This is a genomic window from Micromonospora sp. NPDC001898, from assembly GCF_042891255.1.
GTDB lineage: Bacteria > Actinomycetota > Actinomycetes > Mycobacteriales > Micromonosporaceae > Micromonospora.
In genome coordinates, this window is sequence record NZ_JBIATC010000018.1 from 18,012 (window position 1) to 36,117 (window position 18,106).

Consider the following 18,106-nt stretch of genomic DNA (forward strand, 5'->3'; position numbering starts at 1 on the left):
CGGACCCAGACCACACAGGGCCTGCCCGCGTAGGGGCAAGCCCGAACGCCCGGAGCGGGCCGGCCCCTACGGATCCCACCCCGCTCTCACCCACGCCGAGCCGACAGCGCCGAGCCGACAGCGCCGAGCCGAGCCCAGGTAGGCCGACTTCGACGCCGGCTCCAGCCCGGAGGCGAGCGGATCAGCTGCGGCGGAAGGCGTATCGGCGGGTCTGGCCGGCGCGCTGGGTACGGCCGGCGGGGAACTTGGCCCCGCCGGCCGGCGGGCCGGTCCTCGGCGGGGGCGGCGTCTCCACCGAGGGCGACACGTCCAGGGGCTCCACCGGCGGCGACACGCGGAGCGAGTCCACCGCGGGCGACAGGAGCGGAGACGCCACCCCCGACTCCGGGGAAGCGGCCGCCGCGACGCCGAGGCCCGGCGAGGTCACCTCCGACGGGGACGGACTCGAAGACGGCTTGCGGGACGAACTCGGGGACGGCTTGCGGGACTTGCGGGCCTTGCGGGAACTGGGCTTGGCTGGCATACCCGGCCTCCTGACTACTGGTGCCGGCCGCACGGCGGGCTGCTGCACCGACTGCGCGGCGCGGCGCTGCCGCCGGGCGACGGCGGGGCGAACGGAACGGGGAGCGCCCGGGCGGCCGGTCACAACAGGCACCACGCGCAACGGCGGCGGTGGAATGCGGACGCCCGGAACAGCGGACCCGCAGCGAGGACGGCGGGTCGGCTTCCAAAAGGGGGCGTCAGTTACGCATGCACGTGACGGTAGTCGGCCGCCCCGCCCGCCGCACCCGAATTACCCGTCGCACCCGAATTACCGGTCGCGGGCCGCCACCGGCCGGGCCGCCACCAGCCGGGCCGCCACCAAATCCCGCCGGACGTCAACACATCGTGACGCCGCGAACACATCGTGACGCCGCGTCCGCCACCACATCGTGGCACCCGGTCCGGCACCGGGCTCCGCCGCCCGCCCACCGCGATACGGTCGCAGCACCACGGGCGACGCGAGAGGTGGCGGAACGGATGACGCAACAGGCGACGGCGCAGATCGGCGTGACCGGGCTGGCGGTGATGGGCCGCAACCTGGCCCGCAACCTGGCCCGCAACGGGTTCACGGTGACGGTGCACAACCGGTCCCCGGAGCGCACCCGGAGCCTGGTCGCCGAGCACGGCGACGAGGGCACGTTCGTGCCGTCGGAGTCCCTCGTGGACTTCGTGGCATCGCTGGAGCGCCCCCGGGCGGTGATCGTGATGGTCAAGGCCGGCGCACCGACCGACGCGGTGATCGACGAGCTCGTCCCGCTCCTGGAGGAGGGCGACATCGTCGTCGACTGCGGCAACGCCCACTTCGCCGACACCCGGCGACGGGAGGAGGCGCTGCGCGGGCACGGGCTGCACTTCTCCGGCACCGGCGTGTCGGGCGGCGAGGAGGGCGCGCTACGCGGGCCGAGCATCATGCCGGGCGGCTCCGCCGAGTCGTACGCGAAGCTCGGCCCGATGTTCGAGAAGATCGCCGCCCAGGTCGACGGCACGCCGTGCTGCCGGCACATCGGCCCGGACGGCGCCGGCCACTTCGTGAAGATGGTGCACAACGGCATCGAGTACGCCGACATGCAGCTCATCGCGGAGGCGTACGACCTGCTGCGGGCCGGGCTGTCGGCGAGCCCGGCGGAGATCGCGGACATCTTCCGGGAGTGGAACACCGGCGAGCTGGAGTCGTTCCTCATCGAGATCACCGCCGAGGTGCTGGGGCACACCGACGCGGCGACCGGGCGGGCGTTCGTCGACGTCGTGCTGGACCAGGCCGAGCAGAAGGGCACCGGCCGCTGGACGGTGCAGAGCGCGCTGGACCTGGGCATCCCGATCACCGGCATCGCCGAGGCCACCTTCGCCCGGTCGCTGTCCGGGCACGCCGACCAGCGCGAGGCCGCCCGCCGGGCATTCGGCGACGCCGGGGAGAAGTGGCAGGTCGAGGACCGGGACGCCTTCGTCGAGGACGTGCGGCGCGCACTGCTGGCCAGCAAGATCGTCGCGTACGCGCAGGGCTTCGACCACATCCGCGCCGGCAGCCGGGAGTACAACTGGGACATCGACCTGGGCGGCACCGCGACGATCTGGCGGGGCGGCTGCATCATCCGGGCCCGCTTCCTGGATCGGATCAAGGAGGCGTACGACGCCCAGCCGGAGCTGCCGTCGCTGCTGGTGGCGCCGTGGTTCGCCGAGGCGGTCAGCGCCGGCGTGCCGAGTTGGCGACGGGTGGTGGTCGACGCGGCCCGGGCCGGCGTGCCGACTCCGGCGTTCTCCTCGTCGCTGGCGTACTTCGACGGACTGCGCGCCGAGCGGCTGCCCGCCGCGCTGATCCAGGGGCTGCGGGACAACTTCGGCGCGCACACCTATCAGCGGGTGGACCGGGAGGGGTCGTTCCACACGCTGTGGGCCGGCGACCGCTCCGAGGTGCAGGCGTGACGCGCGAGCCGCGCTGAAACGCGTCAGCGCCGCCCCCGGTGCGGGGGCGGCGCTGACGCGTTTCAGCGCGGCTCACCAGAACCGGCGGCGCTTCGCCTTCTGCGGGCGCAGCAGGTCGGCGCCCTTGCTGAGCACCCGGCTCACGCCGGTCGGGCCGCGCCGGGCCTCCAGGGTGTGGCTGAGCCGGCGAGCTCCGGCTGCGGCCAGCGGCACGGCGACCGCCATGACCGCCCACTGGCCTATCCGCTTCTGAATCATGTGGGTTCACCTCCGCGTCGTGGCTGCTGAGAAGGTGATACCCAACCGGGCACGCCGGTAAGCCTGTGTCAGGCCGACGGGGCGACCGGGTTGGGCAGCGCCCCGCCGAAGCGCCGGTCCCGCTGGGCGTACAACTCGCAGGCGTACCAGAGGTGGCGGCGGTCGAAGTCCGGCCAGAGGGTGTCGAGGAACACCAGCTCCGCGTACGCGGTCTGCCAGAGCAGGAAGTTGGAGATCCGTTCCTCGCCGGACGGGCGGAGGAAGAGGTCCACCTCGGGGATCTCCGGGTGGTAGAGGTACTTCGCGATCAGCTTCTCGTTGACCTTGCCCGGGTCGAGCCGGCCGGCCGCCACGTCGCGGGCGATCGCGGCGGTGGCGTCGGCGATCTCCGCCTGCCCGCCGTAGTTGACGCAGAACTGGAGGGTCAGCGTCGAGTTCCCCCGGGACATCTCCTCGGCGGTCTGCAACTCGGAGATGACGCTCTTCCACAGCCGCCCGGCCCGGCCGGACCAGACCACCCGGACGCCGAGGTCGACGAGCTGGTCGCGGCGGCGGCGGATGACGTCCCGGTTGAAGCCCATCAGGAACCGGACCTCGTCGGGCGAGCGCCGCCAGTTCTCCGTGGAGAACGCGTACGCCGAGAGGTAGGGCACGCCCAGCTCGATCGCGCCCTCGATGGTGTCGAAGAGGCTGAACTCGCCCGCCTCGTGGCCCTTGGTGCGGGGCAGCCCGCGCTCCTTGGCCCACCGGCCGTTGCCGTCCATCACCACGGCGACGTGCCGGGGCACCGCTGCGGGGGGCAGCGCCGGTGGCCGGGCGCCCGACGGGTGCGGAGTCGGCGGCACCGGCTCGCGCCGGCCGGCCCTCATCGATCGGATCACTCGGCTCTCTCCCTGCTCACGTCCGGCACCCCCGGGCCGGCGACCGGAGCGCCCCGGTCGACCAGCGGCAGCGAGCGTAGCGCGCGTTCCAGGTGCCACTGCAGGTGCGCCGCGACCAGGCCGCTGCACTCCCGGCGTACGCCGGTCTCGGTGGCGTCGGCGAGCACCCAGTCGCCGGTGGTCAGCGCGGACATCAGGTCGACGGTGGCCGGGGCGGGGTGGGCCGCGCCGGGGGGCCGGCAGTCCGGGCAGACCGCGCCGCCCGCCGGGACGGAGAACGCCCGGTGCCGCCCCGGGGTGCCGCAGACCGCGCAGGCGGTCAGCGCGGGGGCCCACCCCGCGAGGGTCATCCCGCGCAGCAGGTACGCGTCGAGCACCAGCGTGGTGGCGTGGTCGCCCCGGGAGAGGGACTTCAGCGCGCCGAGGGTGAGCTGGAACAGCCGCAGCGAGGGCTCCCGCTCGACGGGGGTGAGCCGCTCGGCCGTCTCGGCGATCGCGCTGGCCGCCGTGTAGCGCGGGTAGTCACCGAGGAACCGCTTGCCGTACAGGTCGATCCCCTCGACCTGGCTGACGCTGTGCAGCGAGCTGCCGGTGTTGCCCTTCGGGTCGCCGGCGAGCTGCACGTCGACGTGGCCGAACGGCTCCAGCCGGGCGCCGAACTTGCTGGTGGTGCGGCGGACCCCCCGGGCCACCGCGCGGAGCCGGCCGTGCCGGCGGGTGAGCAGGGTGATGATCCGGTCGGACTCGCCGAGCTTCTGCACGCGCAGCACCACCGCGTCGTCGCGGTAGAGCTGTCGGCGGTACCCGGGCATCCGGTCATTCTCCTCGGGGTGCGAAATCAGGGTCGGTTCGGGGTAGCCGGCGCGCGATCCCGGATGCGCCCCGGGCCGGCCCGGCCGTAGCGTGCCGGCATGGCTCCGCATCCCACCGCCGCGCCCGCCCGGGCCGCCACGCCCCGCCGCGCCGCCGTCGCCGTCCGCCGGCCGGTGACGCGCACCGCCGTCGCCGCCGGCGCCGCCGCCGCCGCACTGATCCTCGTCGCCGGATGCGACACCCTGTCGATGCGCCAGCTCGACTTCGACACCACCGAGACCGCCGCCGTGGCCCGGGTCGTCGTCCGCCCGGGTTCGGGCGAGGTGACGGTACGTGGCACCGGCCCGACCGGGCAGGTACGCGTCAAGCGGGTGCTGCGTTACCACGGCGCCCAGCCCGACACCCGGCACGAGGTGCACGGCGACGAGTTGGTGCTGGACACCGACTGCGGACGCCGCTGCTCGGTGTCGTACGACGTGACCGTGCCCCCGGGGACGGCGGTGCGCGGCGAGGGCGGCTCGGGCGACATCACCCTGACCAAGGTCGGCGCGGTCGAACTGCGGCTCGGCTCGGGCAACATGCGCATCGACGGGACCGGCGGCCCGGTCCGGGCCGAGACCGGTTCCGGCAACGTGGAGGTGGACGACGTGCCCGGCCCGGCCATCCTGCGGGCCGGCTCCGGCAACATCACCGGGCGGGGTCTCAGCGGTCAGGTCGACGCCGAGACCGGCTCGGGCAACGTCGACGTGGAGCTGTCCGCCCCCGCCTCGGCGCGGGCCCACGCCGACAGCGGGAACGTGGACCTGGTCGTGCCCGCCGGCCGGTACCGGGTGCGGTCGAGCGTCGGGTCGGGCGATGCCGACCTCGGCGTCCCGGACGACCCGGCCGCGCCACTGCTGATCGACGTCGCCACCGGCAGCGGAAACGTGACGGTCAGCGCACGCTGATCCTGAGGGTGTGCTCCTCGGAGGCCCGGGGCGCCGGCACCACCGCCCGCCCCGCCGGAGCGGGACTGACCGGCACGACGGAACCGCCGGCCGGGGCGGGGCTGACCGGCACGGCACCGCCGGCCGCCGCGCGGGGCCGGCCGCCCGGGAGCAGCTCCGGGGGCCGGCGGGCCGCCACGTCCTCCACCCAGCCGACCAGCACGGTGGCCACGCCGACCAGCGCGAAGACCAGCGCCACCCGGATCGCCAGCCCGACCGGGTCCTGGTGGGACCAGCCGACGACGTCGACCAGCGGGGTGAGCGCCACCACGAACGGCATGTGCCAGAGGTAGCAGGTCAGCGCCCGCCGGTTCAGCACGGTCACCGCGCGGCCGAGCAGCGCGTTGCGGTCCACCCAGGCCGCCGACGCCGGGGCCCGGCCGATCGCCACCAGGATGAACGCCGCCGACCAGAGCGCGTTGCCCAGCGGAATGTCGTTCAGGTCGTACCCCCGGGGGCCGGGGTGGGTGACGATCCAGGCCGCCCCGGCGGCGCCGAGGGCGAGGGCGGTCGGGACCAGCACCCGGGTGGCCATGCGGCGCAGCAGGCCGTCGTGGTGGGCGAAGCCGAGCAGCCAGGCCCCGAAGTACAGGCCGAAGTCCCGCAGCACCGTCGGCGCGTTCGGCAGCATGCCGGCCTCGATCGCGGCCAGCAGGGCGTACGGGGCGAGCAGGGTGGGCCACGGTGCCCGCCGGAACAGCCAGAGCGCGAGGGGCGAGGCGAACACGAACCAGAGGTAGTCGCGCAGGTACCAGATCGGGCTGAGCGCCAGCGCGCCCCAGTAGTTGGCCGGCGGGTCGATGACCGGGAACGCCCAGAGCAGCACCTTCGGCGTCAGCGGCAGCCCGGTGAGCAGCATGGCGGGTACGAAGATCGCGGCCACCACCCACAGCGACGGCAGCAGGCGGCGCAGCCTCCGGCCCACCGCCGGCGCCCCGGACCTGTCCAGCGACGCCGCCATGAGCGATCCGGCAAGCGCGAACATCACCGACATGGCCGGGAAGAACAGCGTCAGCGTGCCCCATCCGGTCACGTGGTAGACCACGACTCGGATGATCGCCAGGAAGCGCAGCAGGTCCAGGTATCGGTTTCGCATCAGCCTGCTTCAATGTCAGGGGGCAGGGCGCAAACGTTCCCTACCCTCCGACCGAACGCCGGCAAACGCCCACCATCGCGGGCGTTAAGTGAAAAAAGCCATACCCGGGCCTGACCCGGGACGACCTCCGCCGGGGTGGATCAGCGGGACGGCGGGGCGGAGACGAAGCAGCGCCAGCCCTCCGGGGTGAACGCGAGCACCGGGCCGGCGACGTCCTTGCTGTCGCGCACCAGGACCCGCCCCGGCAGGTTGCCGGCCACCTCGACGCAGTTCCCGCCGTTCGCGCTTGACCGGGTCGACGTGCGCCAGCGCGGATCGATCATGGCTCGTCCGCCAGCTTCCGGATCAGGTCGCGCGACTGGGCGCGCGGCAGGGCTCGGCCCGGACAGCCTCCCACGCCCGCTCCAACGCGACAACGTGCTCCGGGTCCAGCACCACCCGGCCCGCGAGCTGGTCGTCGAGGTAGCCGACCGGATCCCCGTCGGGCAGGCTGGCCAGCACGAACGCGCCTCCGAGAAGTGGATGGCCCGACCGAAGTCGACCTGGGTCATGCCCATCCGCTGCCGGACCGCGCGCAGCTCGTGGCTGAGGAACTGTGTCGGGCTCATGTACGGACAGTAAGAAGCCCTGGTTACGGTGCGCAATCTCCGACACTCCTCAAAACTCCCCAGATCCGCCCCGGCGCGCCGACGACCCGCCCGCTGCCCGGCGGGGACGGGGGGGCGAACGACGGCGCGCGAGGCGGACCGGGGTCAGAAGCCGAGCTTGCGGAGCTGGTTGGGGTCGCGCTGCCACTCCTTCGCCACCCGGACGTGCAGGTCCAGGTAGACCCGGGTGCCGAGCAGCTCCTCGATCTGCCGACGGGCGGTGATGCCGACCTGCTTGAGCCGGCTGGCCTGGTGACCGAGCACGATCGCCTTCTGGCTGGACCGCTCGACGTAGACGTCGGCGTAGATCTTCATGAGCTGACCCTCGGGGATCATCTCCTCCACCACCACGGCGATGGAGTGCGGCAGCTCGTCGCGGACCCCCTCCAGGGCCGCCTCCCGGATCATCTCGGCGATCAGCACCTGCTCCGGGTCCTCGGTGAGCATGTCGTCCGGGTAGAGCTGCGGCGACTCGGGCAGGTAGCCGGTCATCACGTCGACCAGGGTGTCGACCTGGTGACCGGAGACCGCGCTGACCGGCACCACCTCGGCGAACTCGCCCAGCTTGCTGACTGCGAGAAGCTGCTCGGCCAGTTGCCGCTTGTCCACCAGGTCGGTCTTGGTCACCACGGCCATCACGGTGGCCTTCAGCTCGGCCAGCTCGCCGGTGATGAACCGGTCCCCCCGGCCGACCGGCTCGTTGGCCGGGATGCACAGGCCGATCACGTCGACCTCGCTCCAGGTGGAGCGGACCAGGTCGTTCAGGCGCTCGCCGAGCAGCGTGCGGGGGCGGTGCAGGCCCGGGGTGTCGACCAGGACGAGCTGCGACTCCGGCCGGTGCAGCACGGCCCGGATGATGTGCCGGGTGGTCTGCGGCTTGTTCGAGGTGATCGCGATCTTCGTGCCGATGATGGCGTTGGTCAGCGTCGACTTGCCGGCGTTCGGCCGGCCCACGAAGCAGGCGAACCCGGCCCGGTAGGGGCTGGCCCCAGGCTCGCCACCAGCGGGCGCGCGGCCACCGGCGGGCACACGGCCACCCGCCGCAGCACCCTCGTCGGCGCGGCGACCGGCTGCGGGACGACCGTCGCGACGGCCGGCCGCGGGACGGCCGGTCACTCGACCACCGTGCCGAGGATGGTGCCGTCCGGGGCGGCCACGTGGACCGGCGCGTCGGCGGTCAGGTCGCGGACGGCGGCATGCCCGGCCCCGTCCAGGGTCGACGCCTCGGTCACCACCACGGCGGCCTCCAGCCGGGTGGCCCCGGCCGCCACGGCGGAAGCCACCGCGAGCTGAAGGGCGGTGAGGGTGAGCGAGGGCAGCGAGACACTCGCCGCCGCGTACGTGCGGCCGTCCTGGTCGCGTACCGCCGCTCCCTCCACGGCGCCCACCCGGCCCCGCGCGCCGCGCGCCAGGACGACCAGCTTGCCGTCCTCGGCGGTCAGCTCGACCGGCGCGGTCGGGGTGGGCAGGGCCGCAGGTGCGGCGGGTGACTCAGGCATCGGCGGATTGCCTCTCCTCGGATCGGTTCTGGTTGCCCCGGTGGTCGGCGGGCTCGCCGCGCCCCGGGGTGGTGTCGGGATGGTCGGTCGGCTCGACCCGGCTGACCAGCACGGTGTCTATCCGGTTGCGCCGGCCGGTGGTGCCCTCGGCGTGCAGCCGGAGCTTGGCCACGTCGGCCTCCGCGCCGGGGATCGGAACCCGGCCCAGGGCCTGGGCGAGCAGGCCGCCGACCGTCTCGACCTCGTCGGCGGGCAGCTCGACGTCGAACAGCTCGCCGAGGGTCTCGACCGGCAGCCGGGCGGTGACCCGCACCGAACCGTCCTCCAGTCGTTCGACCGGCGGGCGCTCGACATCGTACTCGTCGGTGATCTCCCCGACGATCTCCTCAAGGATGTCCTCGATGGTGACCAGGCCGCCGGTGCCGCCGTACTCGTCGACGACGATGACCAGGTGGTTTCGGGCCGCCTGCATCTCCGACAGCAGATCGTCGACCGGCTTGGACTCCGGGACGAAGGTCGCCGGACGCATCAGCTCGGCCACCGGCAGCCGGGCCGCGGCCTGATCGCCGCCCCGGGTACGCCGGATCAGGTCCTTCAGGTAGAGCACGCCCAGCACGTCGTCGACGCTCTCCCCGATGACCGGGATGCGGGAGAAACCGGAACGCAGGAAGAGCGTCAGCGCCTGGGAGAGGGTCTTACGTTCCTCGATCCACAGCATCTCGGTGCGCGGCACCATCACCTCGCGGGCGATGGTGTCGCCCAGCGCGAAGACCGAGTGAATCATCTGCCGCTCGCCGTGCTCCACGACGCCGCGCTGCTCGGCCAGGTCGACCAGCTCGCGCAGCTCCACCTGGGTGGCGAACGGCCCCTCCCGGAAGCCGCGCCCCGGGGTGACCGCGTTGCCGATCAGGATCAGCAGCGAGGCGAGCGGGTTGAGCGCCCGCCCGAGCCAGCGCACCAGCGGGGCGACCGCCCGGCCGACCGCGTACGCGTGCTGCCGGCCGATGGTGCGCGGGCCGACGCCGACCACCACGAAGCTGATCACGGTCATCGCGCCGGCGGTGATCAGGGCAGCCCGCCAGCCCGCACCGAACGTGTCGACCGCCACCAGCGCGACCAGCGTGGTGGCGGTCAGCTCGGCCAGCAGCCGGAGCAGCAGCAGCAGGTTGAGGTGGCGGACCACGTCGCCGGCGACCGCCTGGAGGGTACGGGCGCCCCGGGCGCCGTCGCGGGCCAGCTCGGCCGCCCGGGCCGGGGACACCGCGGCGAGCGCCGCCTCGGTCATCGCGATCAGGCCGGCGAGCACCACCAGCCCGGCCGCGAAGACGAGCAGTTGCAGGTCGGGAAGGCCGGCGGTGGCGCCGGCCGCCGATATCAGGGTGGGCATCACCGGGACCGGGTCGACCGCCAGCCAGCCAGCAGCCGGGCCTGGAGCTCGAACATCTCCCGCTCCTCCTCCGGCTCGGCGTGGTCGTACCCGAGCAGGTGCAGGACCCCGTGCACGGTGAGCAGGTGCAGCTCGTCCGCCGCAGCGTGGCCGGCGGTCGCGGCCTGCTTGGCCGCCACCTCGGGGCAGAGCACGATGTCGCCGAGCAGGGCCGGCTCTCCGCCGGACGCGCTGGTCTCGCCCGGCCCGTGGTCGACGCTGCCCTCGTCCATGGGGAAGGCGAGCACGTCGGTCGGGCCGTCGCCACCCATCCAGCGGTGGTTCAGCTCGGTCATGTAGTCGATGTCGACGAGCAGCACGGACAGCTCGGCGAGGGGGTTGACCCCCATCTCGTCGAGGGCGTACCGGGCGACGGCGAGCACGGCGTCGGTGTCGACCTCGACACCGGACTCGTTGGCGATCTCGATGGACAACTGGGTTCCCTAGGTCTGGCGGCGCCGGCCGGCCCGACCGCCCGGGGCGGTCCGCCCCGGCACGGCGTGCACGCCCTGCGCCTGCTGGTTCTCCCGCTCGGCGTCCCAGCGGGCGTACGCTTCGACGATCTCCCCGACCAGCCGGTGACGCACCACGTCGGAGCTGGACAGCTGCGCGAAGTGCACGTCCTCGACACCCTCCAGGATCTCCCGAACGATCCGCAAGCCGCTGGTCGTCCCGCCGGGAAGGTCCACCTGGGTGACATCGCCGGTGACCACGATCTTGGAACCGAAGCCGAGCCGGGTGAGGAACATCTTCATCTGCTCGGGCGTGGTGTTCTGCGCCTCGTCGAGGATGATGAACGCGTTGTTCAACGTACGCCCGCGCATGTACGCCAGCGGCGCGACCTCGATCGTCCCCGCCGCCATCAGCTTCGGGATGGTCTCCGGGTCGAGCATGTCGTGCAGCGCGTCGTAGAGCGGGCGCAGGTACGGGTCGATCTTCTCGTTGAGCGTGCCGGGCAGGAAGCCGAGCCGCTCCCCCGCCTCGACCGCCGGCCGGGTCAGGATGATCCGGTCGACCTGCTTGGCCTGGAGCGCCTGGACTGCCTTCGCCATCGCCAGGTACGTCTTGCCGGTGCCCGCCGGGCCGATGCCGAAGACGATGGTGTGCCCGTCGATGGCGTCGACGTACTGCTTCTGCCCGAGGGTCTTGGGACGGATGGTGCGACCGCGCCGGGAGAGGATGTTGAGGGTCAAGACCTCGGCGGGCCGCTCGGCGCTGCCCTGCTCGAGCATGCCGACGGTACGCCGGACGGCGTCAGTGGTCAGAGTCTCGCCTTTCTCGATCAGTTCGAGCAGCTCGCTGAAGAGGCGCTCGGCGAGGGCGTTGTCCGCGGGAGCACCGGTGATGGTGATCTCGTTGCCACGGACGTGCACGTCGCTGGTGACCGAGCGTTCGACGAGTCGCAGGATCTCGTCGCCCGCGCCCAGCAGGTTGACCATGATCTTGGGATCCGGAACGGTGATCCTGGTTTGCACCCGGGGCGGGCCGGGAGGTGGGGTGCCGGTCATAGGTCGGGCCGAGGGGCCCTGCGCCACCTGCTCTCACTCTCGGCGCCGGGCCTGGCGGGCGCGGCGGTCGGACGTTGCCTCCATCCTATCGTTTCCCGCTCGGTGACACCTCTGCCATTACCCGGGCCGCCGACCCGCCCCACCTGCCGCCGGGCCGCCCCACCCGGGGCGGGGGTCAACGACCGCTCGGGGCGGGATCAGCGACGCTCCGGGGCCGGGTCAACGACCGCTCGGGGCCGGGCTCAGCGCCGGAAGTCGTACCCGTCGAAGGTCTCCTGGGCCCGGGTGAACCGGTAGGTGGCCCAGTGCAGCCGGACCACCGTCCCGTCCGCGTCCCGGGTCAGCCGGAGCAGTTCGCCCGCCTCCCGCCCGGACACGGTGCGGAACACGTCCGGCCGGTCCGGCACCGGGGCGAAGACCGCCGGGGGCTTCCCCGCCGGGTCGTCCGCGCCCCGGGCCCGCAGGGCCCCGTCGTGCCAGCCGAAGACGTACTCGAAGCCCTCGCCCCACCAGCGGCCCAGCATCCCGCGCACGTGCGCCGGGGCGGGCTCCCCCGGCAGCCACGGCTCGACGTCGGCCGGGTCGTGCTCGGCGGACTCCGCGAGCAGCCGGTGCGGCAGGTCCATCACCTGCACCCCGGTCCCGGACGAGCCGAGCACCGCCGCGCCCATCGCCCCGGCGGTGCCGTCGCCACCGCGCCGGCCGTAGACGGCGGCCAGGAAGCCGGGCATCGCACCGTCGTGCCCGACGTGCACCACCCGCTCGCCCTGCGGCACGAGGATGAGCCCCAGCCCGAAGCCCGCGCCCCAGGACGTCTCGTCGGTGACGGTCAGCGGCCAGCGCATCTCGTCCAGGGTGGCCGGGGCGAGCACCGCGCCGGCCGGGTCCAGCGCGGCCGGGTCGGCCAGGAACGCCGCCCACCGGGCCATGTCCGAGGCGGTGCTCCAGAGCTGGGCGGCCGGGCCGACCGCGCCGAAGTCGGTCGGCGGCTCCGGGTGCGCCTCGTCGGAGTACGCGTCGACCAGGAACCCGGTGGCCGCCGCCGGGCCCGGCCGGTCGGCGGTGGCGGTCAGCCCGAGCGGGGCGAGCACCCGCTCGCCGAGCACCTCGGCCCAGGTGCCGCCGCGCAGCCGCGCGACGAGCTGGCCGAGCAGCGCCATGCCGAGGTTGGAGTAGTGGTAGCGGCGGGCCGGCGGCAACACCCGCTCGGCCCGGGCCAGATCGGCCAGCAGCGCGTCCACGTCGGGGGCGGCCAGGGTGTCCCAGACGTCGCCGTGCGGCTCCCGTTGCAGGCCCGAGGTGTGCGACAGCAGCCGGCGCACGGTCAGCTCGCCGTGCGCCGGTACGTCGAGGTGCCGGCCCACCGGGTCGTCCAGGTCGAGCAGGCCCGCGTCGCGGCACTGGAGGACCAGCACGGCGGTGAAGGTCTTGGTGACCGAGCCGATCCGGAACAGCGTCTCCGGGCCGAGGACGCCGTCGTTGCCGGTGCCGCCGACCGCGCACGTCCACGGCGGCCGGTCCGCCCGGTGCAGGGCGGCCGACACGGCCGGCACCCGCCCGTCGGCCTGGACCCGTCGCACCATCCGCTCCAGACGGCCGTCGATCTCGCTCACCACCGTCCGCCTACCGGCAGATCATCGGGCCGAGCGGCGCGCCGCCGAGCACATGCGCGTGGACGTGGAAGACCTCCTGGCCCCCGTACGCCCCGGTGTTGAACATCAGCCGGTAGCCGTCGCCGAGCAGCCCCTCCTCCTCGGCCACGACGGCCGCCGCGGCCAGCAGCTCCCCGGCCAGCGCCGGGTCGCCCTGGCCCAGGGTGGCCACGTCGGCGTAGTGCTCCTTGGGGATGACCAGCACGTGCACCGGGGCCTTCGGGGAGATGTCCCGGAACGCCAGGGTGGTGTCGGTCTCCCGGACGATGGTGGCCGGGATCTCCCCGGCGACGATGCGGCAGAACAAGCAGTCGGATCCCATCGGGGCATGGTAAGGCGTGCCGGCCGGCTCGGGCATGATGGCGGCGTGACTTCACGGGCGGTACTGGTGACGGGGTCCTCGCGCGGCATCGGGCGCGCGGTGGCGGCGAGGTTCGCGGCGGGCGGGGACCGGGTGGCGATCCACCACCGGGACTCGGCGGAGCTGGCCGAGCGGCTGCGCGCCGAACTGCCGGGCGACGGCCACGTCGTGGTCCGCGCGGACCTGACCGACCCCGACGCGGTACGGGCGATGGTCGACGACGCGGCGGCCCGCCTCGGCGGCCTGGACGTGCTGGTCAACAACGCCGGGGTGTACGGCGAGCGGGACGCCCCGCACCCGGTCTTCGGCACGTCCTACGCCGACTGGCAGCGGCGCTGGCGGCAGGTGCTGGAGACCAACCTGACCGGGGCGGCCAACGTGACCTGGTGCGCCGCCCAGCACATGCGCGAGCGGGGCGGGCGGATCGTCAACGTCTCCTCCCGGGGCGCGTTCCGGGGCGAGCCGGACCAGCCGGCGTACGGGGCGAGCAAGGCGGGGCTGAACGCGCTCGGCCAGTCCCTCGCGGTGGCCCTCGCCCCGTACGGCATCGCGGTGGCCACGGTGGCCCCCGGCTTCGTGGAGACGGACATGACCACGGAGCACCTGGCCGGCGAGCGGGGCGCGGCGATCCGCGCCCAGAGCCCGTTCAACCGGGTGGCCCGCCCCGACGAGATCGCCGCCACCGTCCACTGGCTGACCAGCCCCGAGGCGGAGTGGACCTCCGGCACCATCATCGACCTGAACGGCGCCAGCTACCTCCGCACCTAGCTAGGGCCCCGTAGCGACCTCCACCAACATGGAGGTAAGTGCGGTAGCTGCGGCTTGATCGATAGATCGCGGCGAAAACCCTGACCGTGTTGTAGGCCCTGGCCGATGTGGGTGGCGTGTGAGGTGGGACAGCGGGCCTGCCGTCCAAGCGGCTGGGGTGTCAGGCGGGTAATGCCACCTCGCCCCCTTTGCTCTGCTGCCGCCACCGCAACACCAGCACCGCCGCCCAGCACCAGCGTCGCGTAGCCGCTTCGCGTGGGGTGCCGGCACGAGAGGTCGGCAGGATCGTCACGCTCCGGCGGTACGCACGGGTGCGCGGGGCGGAGGTCGCGCGATGGTGGCCTCTCCCCTGTCCCGGCAGCGAGCGTTGCGCCGGGGGCAGCAGAGCAAAGGGGGCGCTGCGGTGTTGCCCGCCGGCCGGGCGACGACGACGTCAGCGTCGGCGTCGGCGTCGGCGTCGGCGTTCCCGCCCCGCCCCCGGGCGGACTTCATGATCGTCTGCTGATTCTGGAGAACTCGCCCGGCGTGTCGTCTCACAAATCAGCAGACGATCACGCCATGACAGGCTGCCCTGCACCTCAACTGCAAGATCGGCGGGAGGGGATGGGATGGGGCGGCTGGGGTGCGGGTGGGGGGAGGGGTTACCAGCGGGGGAGGCGGGTGGAGAGGACCGAGAGGGCGGCCACGCCGGCCGTGGAGGTGCGCAGGACCGACGGGCCCAGGCGGACCGGCCGGGCGCCGGCGGCGGTGAAGGTGGCCAGCTCGGGCTCGGCGATGCCGCCCTCCGGGCCGACGACCAGCACGATCTCGCCCGCGTCGGGCAGCTCCACGGTGGTCAGCCGGTCGTCGGCCTCCTCGTGCAGGACGAACGCGGCGGTGGACCCGGCGATCCGCCGGGCCACGGCGGCGGTGGACTCGTCGGGGGCCCCGGCCAGCACCGGCAGCCACGCCCGGCGGGCCTGCTTCGCCGCCTCCCGGGCGGTGGCCACCCACTTCTCCCGTGCCCGCACGCCCCGGTCGCCGCGCCACTGCACCACCGAGCGGGATGCCCCCCAGGGGACGATCTCGTCCACCCCGACCTCGGTCATCGCCTGCACGGCCAGCTCGCCCCGGTCGCCCTTGGCGATGCCCTGCACCACCACGAGCCGGGGCACGGACGCGTCGACGTACCCCCGGGAGGTGACGTCGAGCTCCAGGCTGCCCCGGCCGACGGCGGTGACCACGGCGGACGCGGTGCCGCCCCGGCCGTCGGCGAGCAGCAGTTCTTCGCCCACCCGCAGCCGCTGCACGGTGGCGGCGTGATGCCCCTCGGGGCCGTCCAGGGTGAGCTGGGCAGCGGTGGGCAGCGACTCGACCAGGAACAGCGGCGCGGACACGACGATCAGGTTAGCCGCCCCGGCGGGAACCGGGGCGGCGAGGCCGGGAGGACCGGGGTCAGGGGTGCCCGTTGAACGCGTCGCGCATCCGGGAGAAGAAGCCGCCCTGCTTGGACAGCTCGGCGACCTCCTCGCCCCGGGTCTTGGCGAAGTCCCGGAGCATCTTCTCCTGGTCGGCGTCGAGCTTGGTCGGGGTCCGCACGTCGAGGTGGACGTAGAGGTCGCCACGGCCGGTGCCGCGCAGGTGCGGCACGCCCCGGGCGCGCAGCCGCAGGGTGCTGCCCGGCTGGGTGCCGGCCTTGACGTCGACCGTCTCCTCGCTGTCCAGCGTCTTGATGGTCAGCCGGGTGCCGAGCGCGGCGGCGGTCATCGGGACGGTCACCCGGCAGTGCAGGTCGTCGCCCTTGCGGGAGTAGACGTCGTGCGTGCGCTCGTGGATCTCCACGTACAGGTCGCCGGCGGTGCCGCCGCCCGGGCCGACCTCGCCCTGCTGGGCCAGCCGGATCCGCATGCCGTCCTCGACCCCGGCCGGGATCTTCACGGTCAGCGAGCGGCGGGTGCGCACCCGCCCGTCGCCGGCGCAGGTCGGGCAGGGGTGCGGGATCGTGGTGCCGTACCCCTGGCAGACCGTGCACGGCCGGGCGGAGACCACCTGGCCGAGGAACGTGCGCTGCACCGACTGCACCTCGCCCCGGCCGCCGCACGCCTCGCAGGTGGCCAGGTGGGTGCCGGCGGCGGTGCCCGCGCCGGAGCAGGTGGTGCAGAGCACGGCGGTGTCGACGGTGATCGGCGCCTCGACGCCGAACGCCGTCTCGTGCAGGTCCAGCTCCAGCCGCAGGATCGCGTCGGCCCCCGGCCGGGTACGCGGGCGCGGCCCGCGCGCGCCGCCGGCCGCGCCGCCGAAGAAGGCGTCCATGATGTCCTGGAAGCCGACGAACGGGCCGGCCCCGCCGGGCCCGCCCGGGCCGCCGCCCCCGCCGCCCGGGGCCAGCGGGTCACCGCCCAGGTCGACGATCTGCCGTTTCCGGTCGTCCGAGAGGACCTCGTACGCGGCGTTGATGTCCTTGAACTTCTCCTGTGCCTCCGGGTCCGGATTCACGTCCGGGTGGAACTGCCGCGCCAGCTTGCGATAGGCGCGCTTGATCTCGTCGTCGGAGGCTTCCCGGCCTACGCCGAGGATGCCGTAGTAGTCCCTGGCCACTGCGTTCCCGTGTCCTCATGTTCGTCTCGCGTTGCGCCGGTCGGCGGCCGGAGCCGGCCGTCGGCCCTGACTGGTCAGTTCTGGGCCAGCAGCTCGCCCACGTAGCGTGCCACGGCCCGCACCGTGGCGATGGTGCCGGGGTAGTCCATCCGGGTGGGGCCGAGCACGCCCAGGCCGCCGAGCGCGGCCGCCCCCGGCCCGTACCCGGTGCTCACCACCGAGGCGGCGCGCAGGTTGTCGATCTCGTTCTCGTCGCCGATCAGCACCCGGGTGGTGGTCGACTCGGCCTCGCCGATGAGTTTGAGCATCACCACCTCCTCCTCCAGGGCCTCCAGGATCGGCCGCAGCGAACCCTGGAAGTCCAGCAGGCCGCCCCGGGTGAGGTTGGCGGTGCCGGCCAGCGCGATGCGTTCCTCGTGCCGCTCGACCAGCGTCTCCAGCAGCACCGTGGACAGCGTGGTCATGGCCGGACGCAGGTGCGCCGCCGACTCCTCGACCAGGGCCTGCACCAGTGGCGGGGTCTCCGACAGCCGGCTGCCGACCAGCTTCTCGTTGACCAGCCGGCGCAGGTCGGTGACGACGTCGGCGGGGACCGGCGCGGGCAGCTCGACCAGCCGCTGCTCGACCCGCCCCGTGTCGGCGATCATCACCAGCATCAGCCGGGTGGTGGAGATCGGCACCAGCTCCAGGTGCCGCACCGAGGACCGGGCGAGCGACGGGTACTGCACGACGGCGACCTGCCGGGTGAGCTGGGCCAGCAGCCGGACCGTGCGGTGCACCACGTCGTCCAGGTCGACCGCGCCGACCAGGAAGCGCTCGATGGCCCGGCGCTCGGCCGGGCTGAGCGGCTTGACCCGGGAAAGCCGGTCGACGAAAAGCCGATAGCCCCGGTCGGTGGGAACCCGCCCGGCGCTGGTGTGCGGCTGCCGGATGTACCCCTCCTCCTCCAGGACCGCCATGTCGTTGCGGACGGTCGCCGGGGAGACGCCGAGCTGGTGGCGCTCGACCAGGGCCTTGCTCCCGACCGGCTCCTGGGTGGCGACGTAGTCCTCGACGATCGCGCGGAGCACGGCGAGCTTGCGGTCGTCGAGACCCACTCCCCTTACCTCCTGTCGCACGTCGGTGCCCGTCGTCGCGGCGACGCCCCGGGCCTGCCCGCCGGCTGGCGAAG

At 73.8% G+C, this 18,106-nt stretch carries 20 protein-coding genes; 3 read left to right on the top strand and 17 right to left on the bottom strand.

What is annotated here, in order from left to right; all coding sequences use genetic code 11:
• Positions 1-181: 181 nt before the first annotated feature.
• Positions 182-523, bottom strand: coding sequence for a hypothetical protein (locus ACFYZF_RS25980; RefSeq protein WP_387025010.1), 342 nt, complete (start codon positions 521-523; stop codon positions 182-184).
• 497 nt (positions 524-1,020) lie between these two features.
• Between ACFYZF_RS25980 and gndA the strand changes: the two genes are divergently transcribed.
• Entirely contained in the window at positions 1,021-2,463 is a 1,443-nt protein-coding gene (gene gndA, locus ACFYZF_RS25985) for an NADP-dependent phosphogluconate dehydrogenase (RefSeq protein ID WP_387025012.1), read from the top strand.
• A 72-nt stretch (positions 2,464-2,535) separates the two neighbouring features.
• Here gndA and ACFYZF_RS25990 read toward each other — a convergent pair whose 3' ends face one another.
• From ACFYZF_RS25990 to recO, 3 genes are all read right to left on the bottom strand, one after another.
• Complete coding sequence (locus tag ACFYZF_RS25990; protein ID WP_350887253.1) at positions 2,536-2,721, bottom strand: hypothetical protein; 186 nt, start codon at positions 2,719-2,721, stop codon at positions 2,536-2,538.
• 68 nt (positions 2,722-2,789) lie between these two features.
• Positions 2,790-3,590 carry an isoprenyl transferase gene (locus tag ACFYZF_RS25995; RefSeq protein ID WP_387025122.1) on the bottom strand — a complete coding sequence of 267 codons (801 nt, stop codon included), beginning with the start codon at positions 3,588-3,590 and terminating at the stop codon, positions 2,790-2,792.
• An 8-nt stretch (positions 3,591-3,598) separates the two neighbouring features.
• A complete protein-coding gene (recO, locus tag ACFYZF_RS26000) occupies positions 3,599-4,414 on the bottom strand; it encodes a DNA repair protein RecO (protein WP_387025014.1) in 816 nt (271 codons plus the stop codon).
• A gap of 99 nt (positions 4,415-4,513) precedes the next feature.
• On the opposite strand from recO, the gene ACFYZF_RS26005 reads away from it, so the two are divergent.
• Positions 4,514-5,362, top strand: a complete 849-nt coding sequence (locus tag ACFYZF_RS26005) for a DUF4097 domain-containing protein (RefSeq protein WP_387025016.1) — start codon at positions 4,514-4,516, stop codon at positions 5,360-5,362.
• On the opposite strand, the gene ACFYZF_RS26010 is transcribed toward ACFYZF_RS26005, so the two are convergent.
• The 10 genes from ACFYZF_RS26010 to ACFYZF_RS26055 all read right to left on the bottom strand — a co-directional run bounded on the left by ACFYZF_RS26010 (position 5,349) and on the right by ACFYZF_RS26055 (position 13,551).
• Entirely contained in the window at positions 5,349-6,497 is a 1,149-nt protein-coding gene (locus ACFYZF_RS26010) for an acyltransferase (RefSeq protein ID WP_387025018.1), read from the bottom strand. The genes ACFYZF_RS26005 and ACFYZF_RS26010 overlap by 14 nt on opposite strands.
• 140 nt (positions 6,498-6,637) lie before the next feature.
• On the bottom strand, positions 6,638-6,820 hold the full coding sequence (locus ACFYZF_RS26015; protein ID WP_387025020.1) for a DUF397 domain-containing protein: 183 nt from the start codon (positions 6,818-6,820) through the stop codon (positions 6,638-6,640).
• Between the two features lie 22 nt (positions 6,821-6,842).
• The gene (locus tag ACFYZF_RS26020) at positions 6,843-7,151 is read right to left on the bottom strand and encodes a Scr1 family TA system antitoxin-like transcriptional regulator (RefSeq protein ID WP_387025022.1); all 309 of its coding nucleotides are present in this window, start codon (positions 7,149-7,151) and stop codon (positions 6,843-6,845) included.
• Positions 7,152-7,249: 98 nt separating this feature from the next.
• Positions 7,250-8,173 (bottom strand): GTPase Era, encoded by a 924-nt coding sequence (gene era, locus ACFYZF_RS26025; protein WP_387025124.1) that lies wholly within the window; start codon positions 8,171-8,173, stop codon positions 7,250-7,252.
• A gap of 83 nt (positions 8,174-8,256) precedes the next feature.
• A complete protein-coding gene (locus tag ACFYZF_RS26030; RefSeq protein WP_387025024.1) occupies positions 8,257-8,643 on the bottom strand; it encodes a cytidine deaminase in 387 nt (128 codons plus the stop codon).
• Positions 8,636-10,054: a hemolysin family protein gene (locus ACFYZF_RS26035; protein ID WP_387025126.1), complete on the bottom strand. Its 1,419-nt coding sequence runs from the start codon at positions 10,052-10,054 to the stop codon at positions 8,636-8,638. The genes ACFYZF_RS26030 and ACFYZF_RS26035 overlap by 8 nt, the downstream gene beginning before the upstream one ends.
• Positions 10,030-10,503: an rRNA maturation RNase YbeY gene (ybeY, locus tag ACFYZF_RS26040; RefSeq protein ID WP_350887230.1), complete on the bottom strand. Its 474-nt coding sequence runs from the start codon at positions 10,501-10,503 to the stop codon at positions 10,030-10,032. Before ybeY ends, ACFYZF_RS26035 begins: the two co-directional genes overlap by 25 nt.
• Before the next feature lie 9 nt (positions 10,504-10,512).
• Complete coding sequence (locus ACFYZF_RS26045) at positions 10,513-11,577, bottom strand: PhoH family protein (protein ID WP_387025128.1); 1,065 nt, start codon at positions 11,575-11,577, stop codon at positions 10,513-10,515.
• Between the two features lie 242 nt (positions 11,578-11,819).
• Positions 11,820-13,160 (bottom strand): serine hydrolase domain-containing protein, encoded by a 1,341-nt coding sequence (locus tag ACFYZF_RS26050; protein ID WP_387025130.1) that lies wholly within the window; start codon positions 13,158-13,160, stop codon positions 11,820-11,822.
• A gap of 40 nt (positions 13,161-13,200) precedes the next feature.
• The gene (locus tag ACFYZF_RS26055; protein WP_387025026.1) at positions 13,201-13,551 is read right to left on the bottom strand and encodes a histidine triad nucleotide-binding protein; all 351 of its coding nucleotides are present in this window, start codon (positions 13,549-13,551) and stop codon (positions 13,201-13,203) included.
• A 45-nt stretch (positions 13,552-13,596) separates the two neighbouring features.
• Here ACFYZF_RS26055 and ACFYZF_RS26060 point away from each other — a divergent pair, with 45 nt between their 5' ends.
• Positions 13,597-14,358, top strand: coding sequence for an SDR family NAD(P)-dependent oxidoreductase (locus ACFYZF_RS26060; protein ID WP_387025028.1), 762 nt, complete (start codon positions 13,597-13,599; stop codon positions 14,356-14,358).
• A gap of 641 nt (positions 14,359-14,999) precedes the next feature.
• Here the strand turns inward: ACFYZF_RS26060 and ACFYZF_RS26065 are convergent.
• The 3 genes from ACFYZF_RS26065 to hrcA form a co-directional block, all read right to left on the bottom strand.
• Positions 15,000-15,734 carry a 16S rRNA (uracil(1498)-N(3))-methyltransferase gene (locus ACFYZF_RS26065; RefSeq protein ID WP_387025030.1) on the bottom strand — a complete coding sequence of 245 codons (735 nt, stop codon included), beginning with the start codon at positions 15,732-15,734 and terminating at the stop codon, positions 15,000-15,002.
• Positions 15,735-15,792: 58 nt separating this feature from the next.
• On the bottom strand, positions 15,793-16,935 hold the full coding sequence (gene dnaJ, locus ACFYZF_RS26070; RefSeq protein WP_387025032.1) for a molecular chaperone DnaJ: 1,143 nt from the start codon (positions 16,933-16,935) through the stop codon (positions 15,793-15,795).
• A gap of 74 nt (positions 16,936-17,009) precedes the next feature.
• Positions 17,010-18,032, bottom strand: a complete 1,023-nt coding sequence (gene hrcA / locus ACFYZF_RS26075) for a heat-inducible transcriptional repressor HrcA (protein ID WP_387025034.1) — start codon at positions 18,030-18,032, stop codon at positions 17,010-17,012.
• Between the last annotated feature and the right edge of the window lie 74 nt (positions 18,033-18,106).